This window comes from Jutongia sp. SJQ-6 (assembly GCF_054161275.1).
Window position 1 is genome coordinate 2,973,690 of the sequence record NZ_CP195314.1, and the last position, 24,604, is coordinate 2,998,293.

Annotated in this window: 18 protein-coding genes; 14 read left to right on the forward strand and 4 right to left on the reverse strand. The window is 43.8% G+C overall.

Going from position 1 to position 24,604, the window contains the following annotated elements; genetic code table 11:
• Positions 1-72: 72 nt before the first annotated feature.
• The gene (gene pfkA / locus ACSAJE_RS13300; RefSeq protein ID WP_022026082.1) at positions 73-1,056 is read left to right on the forward strand and encodes a 6-phosphofructokinase; all 984 of its coding nucleotides are present in this window, start codon (positions 73-75) and stop codon (positions 1,054-1,056) included.
• 153 nt (positions 1,057-1,209) lie between these two features.
• On the opposite strand, the gene ACSAJE_RS13305 is transcribed toward pfkA, so the two are convergent.
• Genes ACSAJE_RS13305 through ACSAJE_RS13315 form a run of 3 tightly spaced genes read right to left on the reverse strand, consistent with a single transcriptional unit; the run spans position 1,210 to position 5,784 of the window.
• Complete coding sequence (locus tag ACSAJE_RS13305; RefSeq protein ID WP_118690962.1) at positions 1,210-2,616, reverse strand: sensor histidine kinase; 1,407 nt, start codon at positions 2,614-2,616, stop codon at positions 1,210-1,212.
• The gene (locus ACSAJE_RS13310) at positions 2,613-3,353 is read right to left on the reverse strand and encodes a response regulator transcription factor (RefSeq protein WP_022026080.1); all 741 of its coding nucleotides are present in this window, start codon (positions 3,351-3,353) and stop codon (positions 2,613-2,615) included. The genes ACSAJE_RS13305 and ACSAJE_RS13310 overlap by 4 nt, the downstream gene beginning before the upstream one ends.
• Positions 3,354-3,402: 49 nt before the next feature.
• A complete protein-coding gene (locus ACSAJE_RS13315; RefSeq protein ID WP_458009342.1) occupies positions 3,403-5,784 on the reverse strand; it encodes an endonuclease MutS2 in 2,382 nt (793 codons plus the stop codon).
• A gap of 340 nt (positions 5,785-6,124) precedes the next feature.
• On the opposite strand from ACSAJE_RS13315, the gene ACSAJE_RS13320 reads away from it, so the two are divergent.
• Entirely contained in the window at positions 6,125-7,405 is a 1,281-nt protein-coding gene (locus tag ACSAJE_RS13320) for a S1C family serine protease (protein WP_458009343.1), read from the forward strand.
• Between the two features lie 69 nt (positions 7,406-7,474).
• Here ACSAJE_RS13320 and cobD read toward each other — a convergent pair whose 3' ends face one another.
• Complete coding sequence (gene cobD / locus ACSAJE_RS13325; protein WP_118690959.1) at positions 7,475-8,578, reverse strand: threonine-phosphate decarboxylase CobD; 1,104 nt, start codon at positions 8,576-8,578, stop codon at positions 7,475-7,477.
• A 208-nt stretch (positions 8,579-8,786) separates the two neighbouring features.
• On the opposite strand from cobD, the gene ACSAJE_RS13330 reads away from it, so the two are divergent.
• The 12 genes from ACSAJE_RS13330 to ACSAJE_RS13385 all read left to right on the forward strand — a co-directional run bounded on the left by ACSAJE_RS13330 (position 8,787) and on the right by ACSAJE_RS13385 (position 24,543).
• Positions 8,787-12,329, forward strand: a complete 3,543-nt coding sequence (locus tag ACSAJE_RS13330; protein ID WP_458009344.1) for a DUF5717 family protein — start codon at positions 8,787-8,789, stop codon at positions 12,327-12,329.
• Between the two features lie 10 nt (positions 12,330-12,339).
• Entirely contained in the window at positions 12,340-13,593 is a 1,254-nt protein-coding gene (locus tag ACSAJE_RS13335; RefSeq protein ID WP_458009345.1) for a DUF5716 family protein, read from the forward strand.
• A 60-nt stretch (positions 13,594-13,653) separates the two neighbouring features.
• Positions 13,654-14,493 carry a hypothetical protein gene (locus tag ACSAJE_RS13340; RefSeq protein ID WP_118690956.1) on the forward strand — a complete coding sequence of 280 codons (840 nt, stop codon included), beginning with the start codon at positions 13,654-13,656 and terminating at the stop codon, positions 14,491-14,493.
• Between the two features lie 20 nt (positions 14,494-14,513).
• Positions 14,514-15,761: a hypothetical protein gene (locus ACSAJE_RS13345; protein WP_458009346.1), complete on the forward strand. Its 1,248-nt coding sequence runs from the start codon at positions 14,514-14,516 to the stop codon at positions 15,759-15,761.
• Positions 15,762-16,086: 325 nt separating this feature from the next.
• Positions 16,087-16,581: a translation initiation factor IF-3 gene (gene infC, locus ACSAJE_RS13350; RefSeq protein ID WP_022025856.1), complete on the forward strand. Its 495-nt coding sequence runs from the start codon at positions 16,087-16,089 to the stop codon at positions 16,579-16,581.
• A gap of 74 nt (positions 16,582-16,655) precedes the next feature.
• On the forward strand, positions 16,656-16,856 hold the full coding sequence (gene rpmI, locus ACSAJE_RS13355) for a 50S ribosomal protein L35 (RefSeq protein WP_022025855.1): 201 nt from the start codon (positions 16,656-16,658) through the stop codon (positions 16,854-16,856).
• A 19-nt stretch (positions 16,857-16,875) separates the two neighbouring features.
• Complete coding sequence (gene rplT / locus ACSAJE_RS13360; RefSeq protein WP_022025854.1) at positions 16,876-17,232, forward strand: 50S ribosomal protein L20; 357 nt, start codon at positions 16,876-16,878, stop codon at positions 17,230-17,232.
• 275 nt (positions 17,233-17,507) lie between these two features.
• Entirely contained in the window at positions 17,508-18,035 is a 528-nt protein-coding gene (gene hpf / locus ACSAJE_RS13365; RefSeq protein WP_022025222.1) for a ribosome hibernation-promoting factor, HPF/YfiA family, read from the forward strand.
• A 203-nt stretch (positions 18,036-18,238) separates the two neighbouring features.
• On the forward strand, positions 18,239-20,803 hold the full coding sequence (gene secA / locus ACSAJE_RS13370; RefSeq protein ID WP_458009347.1) for a preprotein translocase subunit SecA: 2,565 nt from the start codon (positions 18,239-18,241) through the stop codon (positions 20,801-20,803).
• An 81-nt stretch (positions 20,804-20,884) separates the two neighbouring features.
• A protein-coding gene (gene prfB, locus ACSAJE_RS13375) for a peptide chain release factor 2 (protein WP_118690954.1) occupies positions 20,885-21,989 on the forward strand; the annotation gives its coding sequence in 2 pieces (ribosomal slippage) (positions 20,885-20,959 and positions 20,961-21,989; 1,104 coding nt in all).
• Positions 21,990-22,072: 83 nt separating this feature from the next.
• The gene (locus tag ACSAJE_RS13380) at positions 22,073-23,293 is read left to right on the forward strand and encodes a homoserine dehydrogenase (protein ID WP_118506741.1); all 1,221 of its coding nucleotides are present in this window, start codon (positions 22,073-22,075) and stop codon (positions 23,291-23,293) included.
• Positions 23,294-23,331: 38 nt separating this feature from the next.
• Entirely contained in the window at positions 23,332-24,543 is a 1,212-nt protein-coding gene (locus ACSAJE_RS13385) for an aspartate kinase (protein WP_022025227.1), read from the forward strand.
• Positions 24,544-24,604: the final 61 nt, after the last annotated feature.

The window sequence follows — 24,604 nt, forward strand, 5'->3', positions numbered from 1 at the left end:
ATAGAATAATACTGTTGTGCAAAATATAATCAGGCACAGACAGTCAAACAAATGACAGAAATGGAGGATATTATGGGTGAATGTAAAGGCAAGATTGCCGTATTGACCAGTGGTGGAGATGCGCCTGGAATGAACGCAGCAGTGCGTGCCGTAGTACGTACAGGTATTGCAAAGGGTTATGAGGTATATGGAATCCGTAGAGGATATAACGGATTATTAAATAAAGAAATCTCTAAGATGACATTCCACGATGTATCAGAGAAGTTACAGCATGGTGGTACATTTTTGTTTACAGCAAGAAGTGCAGAGTTTGGTGAGGACGCCGGTAAGCAGAAAGCAGCAGGAATCTGTAAAGAACTCGGTATTGAAACTCTGATCGTTATTGGTGGTGACGGCTCTTTCAAGGGGGCACGTGATCTGTCAAAATATGGTGTAAATATTGTTGGTATTCCGGGCACGATCGATCTGGATATCGCTTACACTGAGTATACGATTGGTTTTGACACTGCAGTAAATACTGCAATGGAAGCAATTGATCGCATCCGCGAGACTTCCAACTCTCATGAGCGTGTCAGCGTTGTCGAGGTTATGGGCCGCTCCGCAGGATATATTGCATTGTGGTGTAGTATTGCTAATGGTGCAGAGCAGATCTTGATCCCGGAGAAATTTGATAACGATTATGATCGTTTGATGGGAATCATCAAGAGCAACCGAGAAGCAGGCATGACACATCAGGTGATCGTGAATGCAGAAGGAATCGGTCATTCTTATGGGCTTGCTAAGCGCATTGAGGAGGAGACAGGCATTGAGACACGTGCAACGATCCTTGGTCATATGCAGCGTGGTGGCAGTCCGACAGCAAGAGATCGTGTGTATGCATCTGTAATGGGTGCTTATGCAATTGATGTCATTGAGCAGGGTAAGAAGAATCGTTTGATCGGTTATAAGAATGGTAGGGTTTATGACGTTGATGTAGATGAGGCGTTTGCAATGACCAAAGATATCAACGATTATGAATACGAAGTAGCTGGTATTCTTGGTACCAGATGCGAGTAAGCCGTGTAGATTTTGGCATGACTATATAGCAAATATTTATATCACGAAGAAAGGTTCGTCAATTTGAAATGACGAACCTTTCTTTGTTGCACTTCTTTGTAATTACGTCCCCAAATATGGAGCATCATTACAAAGGAACGCGTTGGTTTTGTATTATTCTTCATCTAGCGGAAGGGAAAAGATAAATTCTGTGCCAACACCTTCGGTACTGATCACATTAATATGTTCCCCGTGTGCTTCAATAATTTCTTTCGTGATCGATAACCCTAAGCCGGTTCCGGTCTTATCTTTGCCACGGGACCTGTCGCTCTTGTAAAATCGATCCCATATTTTAGAAGCTTCTTCTTTGGTAATACCAATGCCATGATCTTTGACGGAAACAAAAACTTTGTGATGCTTTTTGACCGTATGAATTTCAATAACGGAATTAGTATTGCTGAACTTAATGGCATTGTCGACTAAGTTCTGGATCACGCGTTGTATCTTGGATTGATCCGCCTTGACATATAATTCTTTGCCATCTAATAATAAATCAATGGACAGATGCTTCTTTTCGCATTGTGGTTCAAATGTTTCAATCGTCTCTTTGAGTGTGTCGTGCAGGTCAAATCGTTCGAGTTCTACGATCAAACCACTATGCTCAAACTGGTTAAGATCCAGCAGATTTGACGTTAGTTTTGTCAGCCTGCCTGTCTCAAACAGGATAATGTGCAGATATTTTTCCTGCATTTCCGGTGGGATCGTGCCATCTGCCAAAGCCTCGGTATAACCGCGGATCGAAGTCAGTGGTGAGCGGAAATCGTGAGATACATTTGCTAAAAACTGACGTTGGTATTCGATCATGCTTTTGTTTTTTTGCGCAAGATATTTTACGGCAGAAGCGAGTTCGAGCTGTTCAACTCCGCCTAATTTTGCAGGCTTTTGGTCAAAGTGGCCATCTGCGTACTCTTTGGCGTTGTGTGCAAGCTGCTTGAGAGGATATACACTGCGCCAGTACAGCAGCAAAAATACGATGGCAGATACCAAAAGTAATAATAAATAACAAATCAGGATCGTGTCTAAGATCAGAGTTGCTTCTTCCTTGATGGCTTTTTGCGGTGTCAACAGGACCAAATATCCCTTGGTTTCTTTAGAACCGGTAAGAGGGCAGATGACAGCGAGGACATTGGATTTCATGATGCCCTTTGGTCTTGCTCCCTTAACGGATTGCCGATTTAGAAAATCACTGTCGGAATCGGTGATGTTTTTGCCAACATAGTTGTAATCGGAAGAATCTGAAAGGATCGTTCCGGTGGGGCTGACAAGCCAGACACGAGTATCAAAGAGAGAACTGAGCATGGTACTTTGTTTTTGCAGTGTAAATGCACCATCCTCAGGAGTGCCTTGTGTACTGGCGTAATGTGAAGTCAGATAATAGGCTTCACTGGAAATCTGCTGCTCTTTTTTTGTCTCTAAATAATTGTAAGTTAGGGAGTAGCCGTACGTATTGATCAGCGCAAAGATGCAGATTACCAACAATAAGTATGCAGTAATAAACTGCAGACGGAGTGTTACTTTCATGCGTTCCCTTTCTCGTGAAATTCGAATTTATAGCCGATTCCCCATACCGTAGCCAATTTCCACTGATCATGGTCTTTGAATTTCTCGCGCAAACGTTTGATGTGCACGTCGACGGTACGAGTATCACCAATATAGTCATAACTCCAAATATGATCTAAGAGCTGTTCTCTGGTAAACACCTGGTTTGGATGGGACGCCAGGAAATAGAACAATTCTAATTCCTTTGGCGGCATCTCGATCATTTGGTCTTTATAGTGGACCGAATAATCGGACAGGTTGATCTGAAGATCCGGAAAAGTAACGATCTCCAATTCCTGCTGTGGCACTTGCGGTGTCGGTGTCGGAGTACTTTCGCCGACTGTCGCTTTGGTGCTTCGCCGAAGCACGGCTTTGACGCGTGCAACCATTTCTTTGGAGTCAAACGGTTTCATAATGTAATCATCTGCCCCAAGTTCCAGTCCCAAAACGCGGTCAAATGTTTCTCCTTTGGCAGACAGCATAATGACAGGAAGGGAACCGCCGCGGCGAATCTCTCGAAGTACTTCGTAGCCGTCAATTCCCGGAAGCATAATGTCTAACAGGACAAGGTTAGGCGCAAAGTCTTTAACGGCTTTTAGTGCCTGCTCGCCGTCATAGACCAGTTTTGTTTCGAAACATTCTTTGTTGAGATATAATCCGATGAGTTCTGCAATATTTTCATCATCATCGACAACGAGTATTCTTTGTTTTTCTTTCATGATGTTGTGTTTCCTCCTTTATGAGATAGACAATGTCATAAGTTGATCATCAGGATTTGAAGGTGACGATCGTAACGCCCATGTCGCCCTCTCCAAATTCGCCTAAGCGATACGACTTGACATATTTTAATTTTTTAAGACGGTTGTGTACCGCTGTGCGGAGTGCTCCGGTACCGCGGCCATGGATCACGGTTACCTGTGTCATATGTGCAAGGTAGGCATCATCCAGATATTTTTCCATGACAGGCATTGCCTGATCGACCGTCATACCGATCAAATTGACTTCCTGATGCATGGTAGCGGCTTTGCTCATACCGATACGGCCGCTTCCGGTGTTCTTCGTCTTATTTTTTTCCGGCTTTGGTTGTTTGATCAACTCCAGATCCCGAATATTTACTTTTGTGCGCAGCAATCCGGCTTGTACAAAAAGATCGCCTTTATCGTTAGGCAATGTGCTGACCGTTCCCGCAGAATTTAAAGATAAAATGCGGACGTCAGCACCAATGAACAGATCTTTTGCTTTGAGACCGGATGCTTTCTTTGGTTTTGCAGGCTTTAAGGAATGGGATTGCTTGCTATTGATCTGTTCCCGCAATTTGGTGCGCTCTGCCTCCATTTCGCGGATATGTGCATCGCTTTCTGCCCATTTTGTGTATTTGCGGATCGTTTCATCCGCATAGTCTTTGGCTTTTGCCAAGATCCGACCTGCTTCTTCGTTTGCATTTTGCAGGATGCGTTCTTTGGAGTTGTCTATTTTGTCGTTTTTTTCGCGTAATTCTTTGCGCAGTCTGGAAATCTCTTTGCGGCTTTCTGAAGCATCGGCAAGCTCTTTTTCAAGACGGATACGTGTCTGCTCCAGATCTGCAAGTACATCTTCAAACTGTGTAGCATCGCTTGCTACGTGGTGTTTGGCATCTTCGATAATATCGTCGGACAGTCCCAGCTTGTGGGAAATGGCAAACGCATTACTTTTACCGGGAACACCGATCAACAGACGGTAAGTCGGGCGTAGAGTGGAAACGTCAAATTCACAACATGCGTTTTCAACGTCCGGCGTCTGTAATGCATAGAGCTTGAGCTCGCTATAGTGTGTTGTTGCCATGGTAAGTGTATGGCGCTTATGCAGATTCGCAAGAATTGCGGTAGCGAGTGCCGCACCCTCTGTCGGATCAGTACCGGCACCGAGCTCATCAAAGAGTGCCAGACTGTTTTCGTCTGCCTGCTCTAAGATGGATACGGTATTTACCATATGAGAGGAAAATGTACTTAAGCTTTGTTCAATGCTTTGCTCATCACCAATATCGGCGTATACTTCGTGAAAGATGCGTAAGCTTGATCCGTCAAAAGCAGGAATGTGTAAACCGGCCTGTCCCATTAAACAAAACAGTCCAACGGTTTTTAAGGAAACAGTCTTACCACCGGTATTTGGACCGGTGACGATCAATAAAGAAAAATCGCGACCTAAATGCACGTCGATCGGAACAACTTTATCGGCTGCGATCAGAGGATGACGTCCTTGTTTGATCTCGATAAAGCGCTCCTCCGGAAAACGAGGTTTGGTTGCTTTCATTTGTTTGGCGAGCATTGCCTTGGCAAAGATAAAGTCCAACTCTGTCAGGATTCGGTGATCCTGTTCGACCAAGAAGCTTTGCTCAGCAGTTTGATTGCTTAAATCCGCCAACACCTTATCTATTTCATCTTGCTCCAGTCGTTCTAATTCACGGATCTCGTTATTTAATTTAACGACAGAATTTGGTTCAATAAAGAGCGTGGCTCCCGTCGCAGATTGATCATGCAGCATTCCGTGAAAAGAGGAGCGGTATTCTGCCTTGACCGGCAGACAATAGCGCCCGTTTCGCATAGTAATGATGGCATCCTGCAGCATAGAACGATGACTGTTGAGGAGAACGCCAAGCTGTTCGTGGATACGGTCACCGGTACTTTTTAATTTGCGGCGTACCTGATTCAAACCGGCACTGGCATCATCCGCCATTTCGTCTTCCGCGATAATGCATCGACGAATCTCCTGCATCAGAGGTGCAAGTGGTTCGAGAAGTTGATAACGTTCATTCAGGCAGTCGCCTGTCTCTTCGTTTTCATTTAAGCTCTTGCGAAAGTAGTGCTTGGTCTGCCCTGCGCAGGCTAATAGAGAGGAAATGTCTAACAATTCCCGCATGCTAAGAGGTGCACCGAGTTCTAAGCGTTTTAGACTTTCTTTAATGGGGGTCACGCCCTGGAAGGAGATTGGCCCCTGTGTCATAATATGCGTCAAAGCATCGGAAGTCTCGCGCTGTGCTTCTAAGATCTCATCGCGGTCTGTCATCGGTGTCAGAGAGCGGCACAGTTTCTTGCCGCCATCAGAACCCGCCAGCTTAGCAAGCTGCTCGACGATCTTGTCATATTCCAATGTATTTAAAACTTTTTTATTCATAGCTGTTTGGTATTCCTTTCCGGATCCGTATATTTCGAGTGTCAGGCATCTTATGTCCTGCTAATTGATCCAAAGATCAAGGTTATTCAAAACGTACCCCAACATTATAATACACTACAAATAGGTTATACTGCAAGTGCTGCACCTTAAATCCGGTCATTCCTGAAGTACGTTGACAGCCCGAAACTTTACAAAAAATAGGGTTTGGTTCATGCATTGTTCATAACTTATTCATAAGTATATGTTAAAATAAAGTTTGGTTTAGACAGTTTTGCATACAAATGCAGCTTTAAGAGATAGAAGGAAAGCATAGGAATACAGATGGCATGGAGGATGTGGAATGAAGGAAAATCACACGGAGGATTCCGATCAGAATGTAAAATCACATGAGGAACGGAAATATCAGTTTATCAAGGAGCAGATCCGCCCACAGGGGAGAGAAAAGATGCGTAAGATAGTAAGACGAATCGCCTTGTTTTGCGGAATCTTGATACTATTTGCTGTTATTTCAATGAGTTCTTTTTATATTATGCGTAAATATATGCCGGTGGAGGCGTTGGACACGGAGATTATCTATGTAACGCCGGCACCGTCAGATCAAGAGCCTGACGGTACGGAAGCAGCCGCACGGGAAACTGATCCGGCGCAGAAAAGTGATCTGTCACAATTATCCTCCCTAGAACAATATGATCATCTCACACAGCAATTGATCGATAATGGGAATGCAGCAAAATCTTCGCTTGTTCAGCTTCGCAAAGATTCGGAGCAGATGCTTTCTACAGACAGCAAGCATATTTGTGGTGTTTTGTTTCAAAAATCTAAGAGGTATCTGTATATATTGACTTCATATAATACGTCACAGGAACATCTGAAGATGGTAGCAACATTTGCAGATGGCAGTGAGGCCGTGGTAGAGTTGGCGGGTTGTGATACCGGGATCAATATGGCAGTATACCGAGTGAAACAATCAGATATTTCGCAGGATACACGGAATAAATTAAAGATCATCACACGCAAAGTTGTGCGCGAAAATGCATTGGGGTCAAGAATATTAGCGGTCGGACAGCCAAATGGTGTTATGTATTCCGTTAATTCCGGCATTATCACGAATAATCAGCTTTCGGTGTCTGTGCCGGATTCTTCTCTTGCTCTGTGTACGATGAATATACCATATTGTAAGGATGGAGCGGGTTTTGTGTTGAATACCAAAGGAGAAATGATTGGCGTTTTAACCAAAAATTATACGGATATCACCGGAACTTCAGAGTCTGCTTTTATTGCGATCGAGAGTTTACAAGGTTATATCAAGACGATGATACAGGGACATACCGATGCTTATTTGGGAGTAATGGGAAGTGCGGTGGACACAGCAGAGGCGAAAAAGTTGAATTTGGCGCAGGGAGTTTACGTCGATGATGTAAATGCGGTTTCTCCTGCCTTTAAGGGGGGGATGCGGACAGCCGATGTTATCCTGCGTATCGGCGATAATGATGTTTCTACACCTGCAGCAATAAAAGAGACCCTTAGAAACTATCAGTCCGGCGATACGGTTAAGGTTGTCGTATCGAGGAAAGCCTCTAGGGGTCGTAATAAGATATCTCTTAAGGTCACGCTTGGGTGATCGTTTCTATCATAGAAATACTGAATTGCTTTAGCAATTCTTGCAAAGCAAAGCGCTGGCTTTGCTTTTTTATTGCAGTTTGTGGAGCAATACATCAAGCAGCTTGTCGTTGTCTTCCGGCATCATAAAACAGAATCGAATGAACTTCTGATCTAGAAATGGGAAGGTGGAACAGTCGCGGATCATAAGACCCTGTCGAATGGCAGTGTCAAACAGATCCTCGGAAGTGACGCCTTCTTTTTGTATTTTAAGAAGGACAAAGTTTGCACTTGGCGGGTAATAAGTGAGAGTATCTTGGGTGTCAAGGATCCGGCAGATACGCTCCCGTTCGCTTGCTATCAATTGATACGTATCGTGAATATATGCTTTGTCACGGAACATGATCTCGCCGGCGATAGCTGCGAGAGAATTGATCGTCCACGGATTCTTTTTGCTGTCGATCTCATGCAGCAGTTTACGGTTGCCGCATACAGCGTATCCCAGTCGCAGTCCGGGAGCTGCAAAAAACTTGGAAATACCGCGTAAAATGATCAGATTATTGTAATATTCTGCCAGCGGGATCGAGGTGATTTCTTCCGGGTGAGGTGCAAATTCCACATAAGTCTCATCAACCATAACAAAAATACCGTGTTCCTTGCAGTTATCCAAAATAATGCGCATTGTCTGACGGTCAATCTGAGAAGAGGTTGGGTTGTTGGGATTGCACAACACGAGCAGATCGACGTCTTTGGTCAATGCTTTGCTGAGTGCCTTGATATCGAGGAGAAAACGGTCACTCTCCTGCAGGCGGAAGTAATGAGAACGTCCGCCGACTAAAGAAATTTCGTGTTCATATTCCGAGTAGGTTGGTCCTACGATCAATGCATTTTTTGGCTGCATGATCTGAGCTACCAAAGAAATCAGTTCGGTGGAACCGTTGCCGACCAAAATGTTTTCATAGTCGGTATGCACGTATTCACCAATACACTTTCGAAGGGAGGTATACTCCCGATCAGGATAACGCGTAATTGCATCTAAGTGTTTTGGAAGTTCTTTGCGCAGATCATAGGAGATACCCAGCGGATTCACATTGGCGGAGAAGCTGATGATATTCTCCTTGGGAATACCGTAGATCTCTTCGATCTTTTCGAGATCGCTGCCATGAAAATGTTCTTTTGGTTCTAGTTTATTCATAATAACTGTCATTCCTTTCTTTGAGGGTAGTATACACCCGTGTCGGGTGTTGTGCAAGACCAAGAGAAATGGTATACTATACTATAAATTGCACAAACTTCGCACATTCAGAAGGTGTTGGTCAACCATATATTACTTATTATGTGGTTTGGGGAGATGATCGGAATGTGTGGTGTTTGAGGGAATTAGTACAGGCATGGAGGACGGTATGCGAGAGAAGATTAACCGGTTGGCGGAAGGAAATTATGAATATGAACAGTCACGGGTGATTGTGACGCCGGAGGTACTCGACTGGAACCATGTTACAAAGCAGGTGTATCAGACAAGCCTTGTAATATCGAACGAGAAGAGACACCTGATGAAAGGTATAGTGACAACGCATGCTCCGGAGATCACGATCGATCCGGTCAATTTTCGTGGCGTGGACAGTACGATCGTTGTATCGGTCGACATGGAGCGGGTGAAACCCGGAGAGAATTTTGAAAGTGTATTGCAGATCATTTCGGACTGCGGTAATGAGAAAGTTTCACTTTGCATTCCAAAGGAGCCTGTGAAGGCAGAGGCATCTGGACATCAGATTGAAGATTTAAGCCGGTTTGTCTCACTGGTACAAAAAGATATAGAAGCCGGGGTGAAGTTGTTTGACACGCCGGCCTTTCGCGATGGATTGTTGGCGAAGGACGCACAGAAACAGGCAATTTATGATGGACTGCGTGCGTCTGCAGGGCGTAAGAACGCATTGGACAATTTTTTGGTGTCGATCGGCAAAAAGAAGCCGGTTACGATTGCTGTAGAACAGGTGTATAGGCAGTATGATGCTTGTAGAGAAGCGTTTCAGGACGAGATTAGCATCACGAAAAACACTTGGGGATACGAGGAGTTTCAGATATGTTCTGATGCGTCCTTTCTTCGTATAGAGAATGCACATATTACAACAGAAGAGTTTGTAGGGGATCGTTTTGTCTGCAAGTATGAGATTGATCCGGAACAGATGGTTATGGGGAAGAATTATGCCCGCATTGAGATAAAAAATACGAGACAGACCATTAAGATTTCTGTCGTGGCAGTCAAACCGGGAGTACAGCATGAAAAGGCGCAGAAAAATCGCAGAGAGCAGCGTACTTTGTGCCAAATGTTGAAACGTCATTTGGCGTTTTGTATGAACAGACTTCCGCTGCAGGACTATCTGCAGGAGATGGATCAGCTTTTGCAGGGGAGTGGATTAGAAAAAAACAGCACCAGACTACAGTTGTATCGCATCCATCTTGCCATTATGGAACACCAGGCAGAGGTTGTGACAAAAGGGTTGAACAGTCTGGAGGAGCAGGCGGAAGAGCTAAGGAAAGAACATCCGGAGCGCTATGCGGGGTTTTGCTATCTGAAGGGGATCTGGACGGATGACGAGTCAGTAAAGGAAGAGTGCATCCGTCAGATACGTGATTGCTATGAGGAGACAGGACAGGATGCACAGGTGCTCTGGTGCCTTTTGTATCTGGATCCGGAGTTGCAGTCTGAAAAAAAGAAGTTTACGACAATATTAGAACAGCTTACTGATGGATGCTACAGTCCGATCTTTTATTTGGAGATCTGTCAGATATTAAATGATACACCGAAGTATTTAACGGAACTTTCTGAAGTGATCGTTCAGGCACTTCACTGGGGCTGCAAGAACCACTTTATTGAAAAAGAGACGGCATTGCGCTATGTGTATCTGGCAGGAAGATTGCGTCAGTATTCGGCAGGAGTGTTGGAGGATATGACATTACTGTACGAGCGTTATCCGGAGGATGAGATATTAACAGTGATCTGCAAGATGCTGATGAGGGGACAGATCACAACGAAAGATGCCTTTGTTTGGTATGAGCGTGGTGTGAATCATAATCTTAAAATTACGGAACTATACGAATATTATATGTATTCGATCGATGAGAAGGAAACAATGGCATTTACGCATTCTGTGCTTTTGTATTTCCTATATGATAACCATCTGACTGTCGATAAAAAGGCGATGTTATATGCTTACGTTGTGCGGCAAAAGGACAAAGATCCGGAGACATATGAATCTTATCGCACACTGATGCAGAACTTTACGTGGAAGCAACTGCGTGAGGGCAGGATCAGTACGAATCTTGGTGTGTTATACAATGAGTTTGTTACGGAAGAAGTGCTTGACAAAGAGATGGCAGTTCAATTGGCTGGGTTTCTTCTTCAGTATGAGATTACCTGCGATAATCCGAATATGGTGGGGGTCTATGTGAGCCATCCGGAACTATCTGAGGAGCATTTTGCACCGTTTGTAAAGGGGAAAGCGGTTATAACTTGTGCTACAAGTCGGGCAAAGCTCTTTTTGATCGATCGGGAATATCACCGCTACGCAGATGATTCCTGGTATCGGTTGAAACCATTATTGGAAATGGATGGGATGAAAGAGGTATGTTACCGCTTTGATAAACAGAACCGGGCATTATTGCTGGCGTTGGGAGAACAGGCTTCAAAGCAGGTGGTGGACACTGCAGAAACGGTAGAACTCCGTGCACAGCTTTTGGCGTGTGAGGGGCTTCGTGAGAACTACCGTCATGCGCTAGAGTTAAAGCAGATGCAGTATTTTTATCAGCGAGGAGAACGAGGTCGTTTGGAGGAAGCATTGGAACAGCTCGACTGGACGACAGTAGAAGCCGGCGAGAGGGGACGCATGATTGAATATTGTGCCTGGTGTGAATGTTTTGCGAAAGCGATGGAAGGAATTTTACAGTTTGGTTTTGAAGGGATTCCGATAAAGAGATTGCAGACAATTTCTGAACAGGCATTTCAGGATGCTTCTGCAGTGCCCGATGAGAGAATGTTATGCCTGGCTTGGAAATTATTTACAGAAAATGCGTATAGCGAGCCGGTCCTTAAATATTTGATGCGTTTTTTCAGTGGTACCGTTGCAGAGTTAGTTTGTCTGTGGCAGGCAGCAGGGGATCTTTCGAGAGAGTCTTTGGAAGAGCGGTTATTAGCACAGAGTATTTTCTCGGGAGAAGTGGTGCCGGAGGTTTTTACGGTATTTGAACAATATAAAGAGCATGCGGGCAATAAGCAGATCATACGTGCGTTTAAGAAGTGGATGGCTTATGAATATTTGCTGCGTGGACGTGAATTACCGGAAGAACTGTTCGCAGATTATTTTGTGGATGTGCAGAAGAAAGAGGATATGCCGTGTTTGCTGGCGGTATTAAAGCACATGAGCGGTAAAGCAGAGCTTTCTGAAGAGGAAGCAAAATTTGCAGATTACCATGTAGGAAAGTTATATGATCAAAAGATGATATTTGCCTTTTACCGGAATTTTTATGGCAAGATCAGTCTGCCGGAGCATGTGCTGGATCAGGTTTATGTGGAATATATCGCAAATCCGGATCATGATGTGGCATTGCATTACCGGATTTATGTGGGAGCTGACAAAGGAAAATATGCAGAAGTGAAGATGCACAATGTTTTTGCGGGGATCCATGTCAGGGAATTTGTACTGTTCGAGGATGAAAGGTTAGAGTATTATATTACAGAACATTATAATGGTAAGGATCATCGTAGTGAAGTGCAGGAAATTACGACAGGCAAAGACGATATTCATCCGGATACCGGCAGCAGATATGCGAAGTTAAATGAGATGATGGCGGCTAAAAATTCCGGAGAAGATGAAAAATTGATCGACTTAATGGAATCATTCACAATGGAGCGAGAGATAGCAGCGTCGATCTTTGAACCGTTGTAGGAGGTGTGTGATGGACGAAAAAAATCAATTATTATTGGGCATAGATCTCGGCAAACAGGCTTCACAGATCACCTGCTTTGATCGCACCGAATATGAGGCAGTTCCACTAGGCAGAGAAATTAATGGTGAGATGGTATATGAGTTTCCGATGGCGTTAAAGTGGTTAAAAGCTTCGGGAACGTGGCGCTTTCCGGATCAGGAGGGAGACGGTGGTGAGGAGATCATATTGGATCACCTGTTGGAACATTTTCAGAAAACATCGTTTGAAGCAGGGGGACACACTTTTCAAACGGAAATGGTGTTAGAACGGTATCTGCTCAAGCTGCTTAGTGCAGTGACACAGCAGTTTCCGGAGCAAAGGATCAAACATCTGGTCATTACAGTGCATGACAAGACGCCGGCACTTACCAAATTGCTGCATCAGGTTGGCAAAAAGCTTAATTTGTATCCGGAGCGCATGTCTATACAAAATTATCGTCTAAGTTATATGTATTATGCGGTGAGTCAGCCGAAAGAATTATGGCTGAACAATGTAGGATTGTTTTTATTCAATAAGGAGGAGTTGCTCTATTCACAGATTACAGTGGACAGGCGAACTATTCCTTGGATCGTCGGTGTTACAACGCAGAATCTGACAAATGTATTTGACTACTCTATGTTAGAGGAAGAGTCGGTAGATGCACAGTATGCATTCGTGAATATTGCAGAGACAGCAATGCATAAGCAGGCCGTGACAACGTTGTATGCGCAGGGGGATGCATTTGATGGCGAGTGGGCCAAAGAGGCATTGCAAAAGTTATGTAATGGCCGTCGAGTGTTCCGGGGAAATAATATTTTTACGAAAGGTGCCTGTTATGCGGCTAGAGAACTTAGTGGAGAGGGTAAGCTGGATCAATGTATTTTGTTAGATGAGGATATGATCACGGCCAATGTATCTCTGCGGGTTTATCATGAGGCGCAGATGCAGGATGTGGTTTTGGCAAAAGCAGGAAGTCTTTGGGAAGAGGTTGATGCTAGTGTTGATGTGATCCCGGATAAGGAATATGAGATTCAGATCGCGGTCCAGGATGTGATCAAACATCAGACCAAAATACATATGTTGTCATTGAGTGGTTTTCAAGGAAGAGAAAATAAAACGACACGATTTACGGTGCGGGTACGTTTTTCGAATCGGGAGACGGCAGTGATCACGCTGAAAGATAATGGATTCGGAGAAATATCACCGACGAGCAACCGGATATGGGAACGATGTATCCGTCTATAAATGAGAGGTGTTCGTTGTGTTTTTAGTCTGTAACTGAAGACACAGAAAGGTAAGGTTTTTATGGGACGATTGATACAGTGCTGCGGCAGGCTTGCAAAACGGCCGTATCACTTCCAATTAGGGGATACGCGGGTATATTCCATTGAAGAAGTATGTTATTTTATTGCGCACAATATTTATCTGCTGCAGAGGGATATTTTTGGCAAAGGCTTCGTAAGCTGGGTCAGGGAGGAACTGGCATTAACAGAACTTGCTGATAAATTAGAGGCAATGTCAACACGAGAGGATGCGTTAAAAGATGTTGTTGTGACAATCTGCTGCAGCTGCGATTATTTTGATGAACCTCAGATCAATGAAATGGTACATATTATGGAAGAAACAGAGCATCTTCCGGAGAGAGAATGCCGTAAGATCAAGGCTGATACGCAGTTACAGAGCGGCTGCTATGAAAGTGCGGTCGAGGGATATCAGGCAATCTTACGTAGTGAGGATATGATGCAGGCAAGTCCGGCAGAATATGCACCGCTTTATCATAATATCGGCGTGGCACTTGGTCTGCTGGGTGAGTATTTGCAGGCATCGGATTATTTTTTGCGGGCATATGAGACAAATAAAAAAGAGAAAAGTCTACAGTGTTATTTGGCGGCACTACACCTGTCCGGAAATGAACAAGCCTGGCAGGAGGCGGTAAGTACGTTGCGGTTATTACCGGATCGGCTGGTCTCTATCGAAGATCAGTACAAAGAATGTAAAAAACGCTGTTCGATCGCTGTAAAAGTGCGACAGATCAAAAAGATGCGTTTTCCGGCGAGTAATGGAAAGCTGCCGGAATATTATGATCGTATCGATGAGATGATCCGAGAATGGAAAGAGGAGTATCGTCAGCAGATCAGTATATAATATACAGAAAGGCGGAAGGTATGGCATTTTGGAATCGTAGACGTAGGGAAAAGAAAGAGCAGGAAGCAGCAGAATTGGCAGAGCAGATGCGTTTGGCACAGGAAGAATTTGACCGCAGGCGTGCACAGACACAGAAAACAGTATCGAATGAGGGAACAACTTTGCCGGAAGCGTTTGATGATAATGAATTAATACCGGGAGATGTTGCAGAAAGCAAGCGACTTGTCACAGAGTGCTGTGAGGCAATCCGTGAAATAGAACATCAGCGTGAGTTGGCGACGGTCGAGTATGACAAGGTGAGTGAGCGATTGACGGATATTCAGCGGATCGATGAAATATCCGGCGAAGCAAAAGATACGCTGCATGACTTAAGCAAACGTATCATGAACCTGACTCGTGAACGCAATCAGTACAAAAATCGCAGCCTCACGATCACGGATGCACAGATCCGATTATTAGATCCGTATGAGGAAGTTCTTGGCAGAGAAGTAAAGAAAATGTATGATGCCGAAATGTATCAGACATCGATCAATGGAGATATTGAAAAGCTGGATGAGACGAAAAAAGATCTTCACCGGCAGCAGCGTCAGGTGATCGCCAATCAGAGAACATTGAAAAAGATGGCAAAGTTTGTCATTCTTCTTATTATATCGTTGTTTGTATTGTTTGCTGTGTTGTACTATGCGATGGAAGTAGATATGACATATCCATATTTGGGAACGATATTGCTTGCGGCAATTTCTGCCACGGTAATATTTGCGGAATCATTGCGTAATCGGACAGAAGCGGCGTTGTTAGGCAAAAAGATCAATAAGGCGACGACGTTATTAAACCGTGTCAAGATCAAATACATTAATAACCGCAGTCTGTTGGATTATGATCGGGCTAAGTTTCAGGTGAAAGATGCTGCGGAGTTTGAAAAGATATGGCAGGAATATGTGCGTGCCAAGGAGTATGAACGCAAATTCCAGGAAAATACAAAACAACTGCAGCTTGTGCAGGATCAATTGCTGGAATTGCTGCGTGATAATCATGTTGCGACACCGGATATCTGGCTAAGTCAGACATTAGCAATCATAGATCCCAAAGAAATGGTGGAGGTGCGTCATGCCTTAAATATACGCCGCCAAAAACTACGGGAACGCATGGCAGAAAATGATGAGGCAAAGGCATCCATGTTAGCTGGGATCGACCGGATCATTGCCCAGACCCCAAGTGCAGAGCGGGATATCATCGCGATCGTACAAAGCTATTACAAAGAGTCGTAAAAATGTGATGACTCCCCGAAAAGAGTGTAGCCTAAAAAAAGAGTGCTGCCCCCAAAAAAAGATATTGACACCCAAAAAAAGATGTGTTAGTATATGACTGTTGTGTGATCATACACAACCAAAGAAGAGTATCCACTCTCACCTTAGCACGAGCAAGTGACTTGGGTTACTAAAAAGTGTATAAAATATATATAATCATTGTATTATGATATATTATTTCCTTTTGCAAGAACGTGGATTTCTCTTTGAAACCCGCGTTTTTTTCTTTGGGTAAAATGAAAAAGAGTATGAAGAAAGTTGGAGGTGTACGACCATTAGCGATTTAATGATTAACGAGAGGATCCGAGACAAAGAGGTTCGTCTGATTGGACAGGACGGAGAGCAGCTTGGCATTATGTCAGCTAGAGATGCGATGAAACTTGCACGAGAGGCAGATCTGGATTTAGTAAAGATTGCTCCGGGTGCAAAGCCACCGGTATGTAAGATTATTGATTACGGCAAATATCGTTATGAAATGGCACGTAAGGAAAAAGAGGCCAAGAAGAAGCAGAAAACGATGGAAGTTAAGGAAGTTCGCCTCTCTCCAAATATTGATGTCAATGATTTGAACACCAAAGCAAATCATGCAAGAAAGTTCTTAGGAAAAGGAGATAAAGTAAAAGTTACACTTCGTTTCCGCGGAAGAGAGATGACACATATCAATTACAGTAAGCAGATCCTGGACAGTTTCTTTGAAAAGGTAGAGGATATTGCGGTTGTGGATAAGCCGCCGAAGATGGAAGGCAGATCCATGGTAATGTTTTTGTCAAAGAAGCGCTAATAAAGTGTGTTATTTGCAGAAGTTTCTGTGAAACATTCTTTAATAAATAAACAAATGTTAAGGAGGATTTTATCATGCCAAAAATGAAAACAAAGCGTGCAGCAGCAAAGCGTTTTAAAACAACTGGAACAGGTAAATTGATGAAGATGAAAGCAAACAAGAGCCACATCTTGAACAAGAAGTCTACTAAGAGAAAGAGAACTCTTCGTAAGGCTGTTGAGGTTGATGCAACAAACGCAAAGATGATGAAGCGCATGCTTCCATATTCAAAATAATAGAAGGAGGAACGTAATAATGGCACGTATTAAAGGCGGATTAAACGCAAAGAAGAAACATAATAGAGTATTAAAGCTGGCAAAGGGATACAGAGGAGCAAGATCTAAACAGTACCGTGTTGCAAAGCAGTCTGTCATGAGAGCACTTACCTCTTCCTTCGCAGGCAGAAAGCAGAGAAAGAGACAGTTCAGAAGACTTTGGATCGCTCGTATCAATGCAGCAGCTAGAATGAATGGTTTATCTTACAGCCGTTTTATGTATGGTTTGAAATTGGCTGAGATCGATATCAACCGTAAGATGTTGTCTGAGATGGCAATCAGTGATCCGGAAGGATTTGCTAGCTTAGTAGAGACAGCAAAGGCTAAGTTGGGATAATTTTTAGAATATAATATCCCAAACTATATCTTATACGAAATAGAAACGGACATTCCGAACAGGAATGTCCGTTTTGTGCGTGCACCTTGCGGCGCACGTCGCTAATGGGTAATGTGATGCATTGCAAAACGCGGGTTATATTCGTTATATGATATGAAATTGTAAAAATTGCATAATAAATTTCTTATTACAAAATGAAAATTGTGCATTTTCACTTGATTCTGTGGACGAGTTGGGGTATAATATAACCATTAAACAGCAAAGGAGTGGTAACTATGCAGTATATTATCAGCGGAAAGAATATCGATGTTACAGAAGGACTCAAGGAAGCCATCTATGAGAAGATTGGCAAATTAGAGCGTTATTTTACTCCGGAAACCGAAGTTCACGTGACGTTAAGTGTCGAGAAGGAGAGACAAAAGATCGAGATTACGATTCCAATGAAAGGAAATATTGTACGTGCTGAGCAGGTAAGCAATGATATGTATGTATCCATTGATCTTGTAGAGGAGATCATTGAGAGACAGCTTCGCAAATACAAAAATAAATTGGTAGATCAGCAACAGACGGCAGCTAGTCTTAGTAAAGCGTTTGTTGAGGAAGAGATCCATGATGATGATGAGATCAAGATCATCCGTTCTAAGAGATTTGCAATGAAGCCGATGGATCCGGAAGAAGCATGTATTCAGATGGATCTGTTAGGACATAATTTCTATGTATTCCGTAACGCAGAGACAGATGAAGTCAATGTTGTTTATAAGCGTAAAGGCAACACTTTCGGATTGATCGAGCCGGAATTTTAGAGAGATTATAGGTAAGGTATAAGATCCTTAGGGATTAGGTAAAGAGAAAGATAAGCGTGAGAAGACTATTTTGAGAGCAATCGATAAGTAGTCTTCTCTTTTTTTTGAGAACGAGAAATTGCTGTTGGCACCCCTTGCGTTTGAAAGGGGATAATGATATACTTTAGATTGGTTTGTTATAAATTTTAGATTAGGAGATAATTATGAGTGTATTTACTAAGATTTTTGGTACTCACAGTGAGCGTGAGGTAAAGCGAATCATTCCGATTGTTGATAAAATTGAAGCATTAGCACCGGAATTTGAGAAGCTCACAGACGAGCAACTACAGGCTAAGACGCCTGAATTTAAGGAGCGCTTGGCGAACGGTGAGACATTGGACGATATCCTGCCGGAAGCGTATGCTACTGTCCGCGAGGCGGCTACTCGTGTATTGGATATGCGTCATTATAGAGTACAGTTGATCGGTGGCGTTATTTTACATCAGGGACGTATCACAGAGATGCGTACCGGTGAAGGTAAGACGTTGGTATCTACATTGCCGGCATATTTGAATGCGTTAGAGGGCAAAGGTGTCCATATCGTTACCGTCAATGATTACTTGGCAAAGCGTGATGCTGAGTGGATGGGTAAAGTACATGAATTTTTGGGACTCACGGTTGGTGTTATCTTAAATAATATGGATAATGATGAGCGCCGTGAGGCATATAACTGTGACATTACGTATGCAACTAATAATGAACTTGGATTTGATTATCTGCGTGATAACATGGTTGTATACAAGGAGCAGCTTGTACAGAGAAGTCTTCATTATGCGATCATCGATGAGGTGGATTCGGTATTGATCGATGAGGCGAGAACACCACTTATCATTTCCGGTCAAAGTGGCAAGTCAACTAAATTGTATGAGATGTGTGATATTTTCGTAAGACAGTTGACCAAAGGTACTGCAAAAGAACTTTCCAAGATGGATATTCTCATGAATGAGGAACAGCAGGAAACCGGAGATTATGTTGTCGATGAAAAGGATAAAAATGCAAATCTGACAGAAGAAGGTGTGCGCAAGGCAGAGCGTTTCTTCCAGGTAGAGAACCTTGCAGATCCGGACAACTTGGAATTGCAGCATAATATCAACTTAGCGCTTCGTGCACATTCTTTGATGCATCGCGACAAAGATTATGTGGTAAAAGACGATGAGGTTTTGATCGTTGATGAGTTTACGGGACGTATCATGCCGGGACGCCGTTTTTCGGATGGTCTGCACCAGGCGATCGAGGCGAAAGAGCATGTTAAGGTCAAGAGAGAGAGTAAAACACTGGCAACGATCACGTTCCAGAACTTCTTTAATAAATACGAGAAGAAATCCGGTATGACCGGTACTGCGTTGACTGAGGAAAAAGAGTTCCGTGAGATTTACGAGATGGACGTTGTTGAAGTTCCTACCAACAAGCCGATTGCGCGTATTGACTATAATGATGCAGTATATAAGACCAAAGAGGATAAGTTCAATGCCGTTGTTGCTGACATTGTAGAGGCTCACAAGAAGGGGCAGCCTGTTTTGGTCGGTACGATCACAATTGATACTTCTGAGTATCTGAGTGCTAAACTTCAGAAAGCAGGCATTCCGCATAAAGTCTTGAATGCGAAGTTCCATGAGTTGGAGGCAGAGATTATTGCAGATGCCGGACAGAAGGGTGCCGTTACGATCGCAACGAATATGGCCGGTCGTGGTACCGATATTAAGCTTGGCGATGGGGTTACGGAACTTGGTGGTCTGAAGATCATCGGTACGGAGCGACATGAGTCCCGTCGTATTGATAACCAGTTGCGCGGTCGTGCCGGACGTCAGGGAGATCCTGGTGAATCCAGATTCTACATTTCTTTGGAAGATGATCTGATGCGTCTTTTCGGCTCAGAGCGAATCATGGGACTGTTTGATGCTATGCCGGACGGAGAGCAGGTAGAGCACAAGATGCTTTCCAGTGCGATCGAAAATGCACAGAAGAAGATTGAGGGTAACAACTTTGGTATTCGTAAGAATTTGCTGGAGTTTGACCGTGTTAATAATGAGCAGCGTGAAGTGATCTATAAAGAGCGTCGTCGTGTTCTGGATGGAGAGAGTATGCGTGATACGATCTACAAGATGATCACCGATGAAGTGGAAAATTGCGTAAATTCAGTCATTCCGGAGGATGGCAGTGCAGAAGACTGGGATGTACAGGAGTTAAATAATGTCTTGCTTCCGATCATACCGTTGAAGAGAATTCAGCTTGACGACGAGATGTTAAAACATGGTACCAGAGAGGATCTGGCACAGAAAATCAAAGAGGAAGCCGTTAAGGTATATGAGGCAAAAGAGGCAGAATTCCCTGATCCGGATCAGATCCGTGAGGTTGAGCGAATTATTCTGTTGAGAGTTATTGATAACAAGTGGATGGATCATATCGATGATATGGATCAGCTTCGTGAAGGTATCGGATTACAGGCATATGGACAGAGAGATCCGGTTGTGGAATACAAATTCGCCGGATTTGATATGTTCAATGCAATGATTGATTCGATCACAGAGGAGACTGTAAAAGCGCTCACACATATCAAGATCGAGCAGAAAGTAGAGCGTGAGCAGGTTGCTAAGGTTACCGGAACGAATAAGGATGAGTCTCAGCCGGCACAGCCAAAGCGCCGTACAACCAAGAAGGTACAGCCAAACGATCCGTGCCCATGCGGTTCCGGACGTAAGTACAAACAGTGCTGCGGACGCCGTGCATAATAAGTATTATAGTGCCTTCCGGTTCACGGATCGTGAGCCGGAAGGATATAATTGATAAAATATAGAAAGAGGTGAGTTGGTATGGTAGAGTTTGACAGAGTCAAAATGACGCTTGCAAACTATGAACAGCCACTGCTTGAAATGGGGAATTCACTTTGACCTCGCTAATAAACGAGATCGAGTGGAAGAACTGGACAAGACAATGGAAGATCCGGGATTTTGGGATGACCCGGAACATTCTGCCAAGATCGTGCAGGAGTCCAAAAAGCTGAAATCCGTGATAGAACGCTATGAGTCATTGGAGAGCGCCCGCGATGATATTTTGATGTTGATCGAGATCGCGGAGGAAGAAAATGATGTCAGCGTGTTGGAGGAAGTAGAAGATTCACTGCAGCAATTTGAGCAGGAATATGAATCCCTGCGTATTGAAACACTTTTGAGTGGAGAATACGACAAAGACAATGCAATATTAACGCTTCATGCCGGTGCCGGTGGAACAGAAAGCTGCGACTGGGCAAGTATGTTGTGCCGTATGTATCAGCGCTTTGCAGAAAAGCATGGATTTGAAGTTGAAATGCTGGATTTTCTGGATGGTGATGAAGCGGGTTATAAATCAGTTACGCTGCAGATCAATGGCGCAAATGCGTATGGTTATCTGAAATCAGAGCATGGAGTGCACCGTTTGGTGAGAATCTCACCGTTTAATGCAGCCGGCAAACGGCAGACATCCTTTGTATCCTGTGATGTCATGCCGGATATCGAAGAAGATCTTGATGTTGAGATCGCAGATGATGATATTCGTATCGATACATATCGTTCCAGTGGAGCGGGTGGTCAGCATATCAATAAGACTTCTTCTGCAATTAGAATTACCCATTTCCCGACAGGGATCGTGGTACAGTGCCAAAATGAACGTTCACAGCATATGAATAAGGATAAGGCAATGCAGATGCTCAAGGCAAAGCTGTATATTTTAAAACAGCAGGAGCAGTTGGAAAAGGCGAGCGGTATCCGAGGCGAATCCAAAGAGATTGGCTGGGGAAGCCAGATCCGTTCCTATGTGCTGCAGCCGTATACCATGGTCAAAGATCATCGTACCGGTGCTGAGATCGGTAATGTGCAAGACGTTTTGGATGGCAATCTGGATCCGTTTATCAATGCATATTTAGCATGGATCACAAAGTAAATGAGCAGTGTGCTCTATGCTCCTTTTTGTAAGGGGGCATCTGGCATAAATAAAAATACATTGGCAGAGAAATGGAGGAAACTATGATTAACGTAAGTGTGTTAGGCTACGGAACAGTCGGATCCGGTGTTTTTGATATTATTCGCGAGAACAATGCGATGATCGCAAAACGCATCGGGGATGAGATCTGTACAAAATATGTGCTGGACTTGAGAGATTTTCCGGGAGATCCGGTAGAGGAAGTGCTGGTACATGATTTTGAAGTGATCAAAAATGATCCGGAGGTTCATGTGGTTGTAGAAACGATGGGAGGATTACACCCTGCCTATGAGTTTGTAAAGGCTAGTTTGGAGGCCGGGAAGAGTGTTTGCACATCCAACAAAGCGTTGGTGGCTGATTTTGGACCGGAGCTTATTCAGATAGCAAAAGACCACAATGTAAGTTTCTTGTTTGAGGCCAGTGTTGGTGGTGGTATTCCGATTATCCGCCCACTGCAGAGTTCTTTGAATCCGGATGAGATATTGGAGATTTCCGGTATCTTAAACGGTACAACGAACTTTATTTTGACAGAGATGACCAATAAGGGAGCTGATTTTGACACAGTGCTCAAAGAGGCGCAGCAGCTTGGTTATGCAGAGGCAGATCCGACTGCAGATGTGGAAGGATATGATGCCTGCCGCAAGATCGCAATCTTAACTTCTCTTGCTTATGGCAAGACACTGGATTTTAACGATGTTTATACAGAGGGAATTACCAAGATCACAGACCGTGATATCGTATATGCCGGTAAGATCGGGGCCAAAGTAAAAATTTTTGGTTCCAGCAAGAAAGATGGAGATCGCATCAGCGCAAAAGTTGCACCGGTGCTGATCTATCCGGAGAACCCATTATATAGCGTAGACGATGTATTTAACGCTATTTTAGTAAAAGGAAATATGGTTGGAGATGTCATGTTCTATGGACAGGGCGCCGGCAAGCTGGCAACAGCCAGTGCGGTCGTTTCCGATGTTATGGAAGTCGCTAAAAACATAGGAAAATGCGTTGAGGTACAGTGGAGTGCCGAGAAGATCGCTTTAGAGCCTTTTGAGGAGAGCAAGAGCAGCTTCTTCGTGCGTTTGCGTGGAGATAAGTCACAGAATGCAGCTAAGGTCAAAGAAGCGTTTGGCGATGTGACAGAGATTGATGCCGGATATGCGGACGAATATGCATTTATTACGGGAGAGATCACAGAGGGAGCTTATGCATCAGCAGCAGATTCACTCGGCAATGTGATCAATAAGATCCGTGTTCCGGAGACGAAATAATAAGCCGCTCAGTAATATGAGCAGAAAAGAGGATAGATATGTTAATTGTTAAGAAATTTGGTGGTACTTCCGTTGCCAACAAAGAGCGGATCTTTAATGTGGCGAAGCGTTGTATTGAAGATTACAAAAAAGGAAATCAGGTAGTAGTCGTTCTTTCTGCAATGGGCAAACAGACAGATGTTTTGTTGGATATGGCAAAGGATATTAATCCGAAGGCGTCCCGCAGAGAGTTGGATATGCTTCTTACAACAGGTGAGCAGACATCCGTTGCACTTATGGCAATGGCAATGGACTCTCTCGGTGTTCCGGCAGTTTCCATGAATGCTTTTCAGGTGCAGATGCATACGACAGAAGTGTATGGTAATGCTCGTCTGAAGAGAATTGATACGGAGCGTATCCGTAATGAGTTGGATAATCGTCGTATCGTAGTAATTACAGGATTCCAGGGAATCAATAAGTTTGATGATTACACAACACTCGGAAGAGGTGGTTCCGATACGACAGCAGTAGCATTGGCAGCTGCATTACATGCAGACGCCTGCGAGATTTATACAGATGTAGATGGTGTCTTTACTGCAGATCCACGCGTCGTACCAAATGCTCGTAAATTAGACGAGATCACGTACGATGAGATGTTGGAATTAGCCAGTCTTGGTGCCGGTGTATTGCACAATCGTTCTGTTGAGATGGCTAAAAAATACGGCGTACAGTTGGTAGTACGTTCTAGTTTGAATACAAGTGAAGGAACTGTAGTAAAGGAGGAAAGTAAAATGGAGAAAATGTTAGTAAGTGGTGTAGCCACAGATAAAAATGTAGCACAGATTTCAGTAGTTGGATTAGAGAATAAGCCGGGCGTAGCATTTAAGCTGTTCCAGCATTTAGCAAATCACAATATCAATGTAGATATGATCTTACAGTCTGTAGAGCATGGCGGAACACAGGACATCAGCTTTACGGTAACCAGAGATCAGGCAGACACGGCAATGGAGACATTGGAAAGACATGCTAACACAAGTCTGAAATGCGAGAAGACAACAGTGAACACTAACGTTGCCAAAGTATCTATCGTCGGTGCCGGAATGATGTCTAATGCAGGTGTTGCAGCTAAGATGTTTGAAGCATTGTATGATGCAGGAGTAAACATTTTGCAGATTTCTACTTCCGAGATCCGTGTCAGCGTTCTCGTAGAAGAGAAGTACGTCAATGAGGCTGCACAGGCAGTTCATGATGCATTTGCATTGTCTCGTTAATTGACGGAGAACATCAAATATTGTCAGCGCGGAAAATTTAAGAGTTCAAGGTGAAGAAGGG

Bases quoted from the DNA above. Each gene is read 5' to 3' on its own strand.
- pfkA (WP_022026082.1), top strand. From the start codon at position 73: ATGGGTGAATGTAAAGGCAAGATTGCCGTATTGACCAGTGGTGGAGAT.
- ACSAJE_RS13305 (WP_118690962.1), bottom strand. From the start codon at position 2,616: ATGAAAGTAACACTCCGTCTGCAGTTTATTACTGCATACTTATTGTTG.
- ACSAJE_RS13310 (WP_022026080.1), bottom strand. From the start codon at position 3,353: ATGAAAGAAAAACAAAGAATACTCGTTGTCGATGATGATGAAAATATT.
- ACSAJE_RS13315 (WP_458009342.1), bottom strand. From the start codon at position 5,784: ATGAATAAAAAAGTTTTAAATACATTGGAATATGACAAGATCGTCGAG.
- ACSAJE_RS13320 (WP_458009343.1), top strand. From the start codon at position 6,125: ATGAAGGAAAATCACACGGAGGATTCCGATCAGAATGTAAAATCACAT.
- cobD (WP_118690959.1), bottom strand. From the start codon at position 8,578: ATGAATAAACTAGAACCAAAAGAACATTTTCATGGCAGCGATCTCGAA.
- ACSAJE_RS13330 (WP_458009344.1), top strand. From the start codon at position 8,787: ATGCGAGAGAAGATTAACCGGTTGGCGGAAGGAAATTATGAATATGAA.
- ACSAJE_RS13335 (WP_458009345.1), top strand. From the start codon at position 12,340: ATGGACGAAAAAAATCAATTATTATTGGGCATAGATCTCGGCAAACAG.
- ACSAJE_RS13340 (WP_118690956.1), top strand. From the start codon at position 13,654: ATGGGACGATTGATACAGTGCTGCGGCAGGCTTGCAAAACGGCCGTAT.
- ACSAJE_RS13345 (WP_458009346.1), top strand. From the start codon at position 14,514: ATGGCATTTTGGAATCGTAGACGTAGGGAAAAGAAAGAGCAGGAAGCA.
- infC (WP_022025856.1), top strand. From the start codon at position 16,087: ATGATTAACGAGAGGATCCGAGACAAAGAGGTTCGTCTGATTGGACAG.
- rpmI (WP_022025855.1), top strand. From the start codon at position 16,656: ATGCCAAAAATGAAAACAAAGCGTGCAGCAGCAAAGCGTTTTAAAACA.
- rplT (WP_022025854.1), top strand. From the start codon at position 16,876: ATGGCACGTATTAAAGGCGGATTAAACGCAAAGAAGAAACATAATAGA.
- hpf (WP_022025222.1), top strand. From the start codon at position 17,508: ATGCAGTATATTATCAGCGGAAAGAATATCGATGTTACAGAAGGACTC.
- secA (WP_458009347.1), top strand. From the start codon at position 18,239: ATGAGTGTATTTACTAAGATTTTTGGTACTCACAGTGAGCGTGAGGTA.
- ACSAJE_RS13380 (WP_118506741.1), top strand. From the start codon at position 22,073: ATGATTAACGTAAGTGTGTTAGGCTACGGAACAGTCGGATCCGGTGTT.
- ACSAJE_RS13385 (WP_022025227.1), top strand. From the start codon at position 23,332: ATGTTAATTGTTAAGAAATTTGGTGGTACTTCCGTTGCCAACAAAGAG.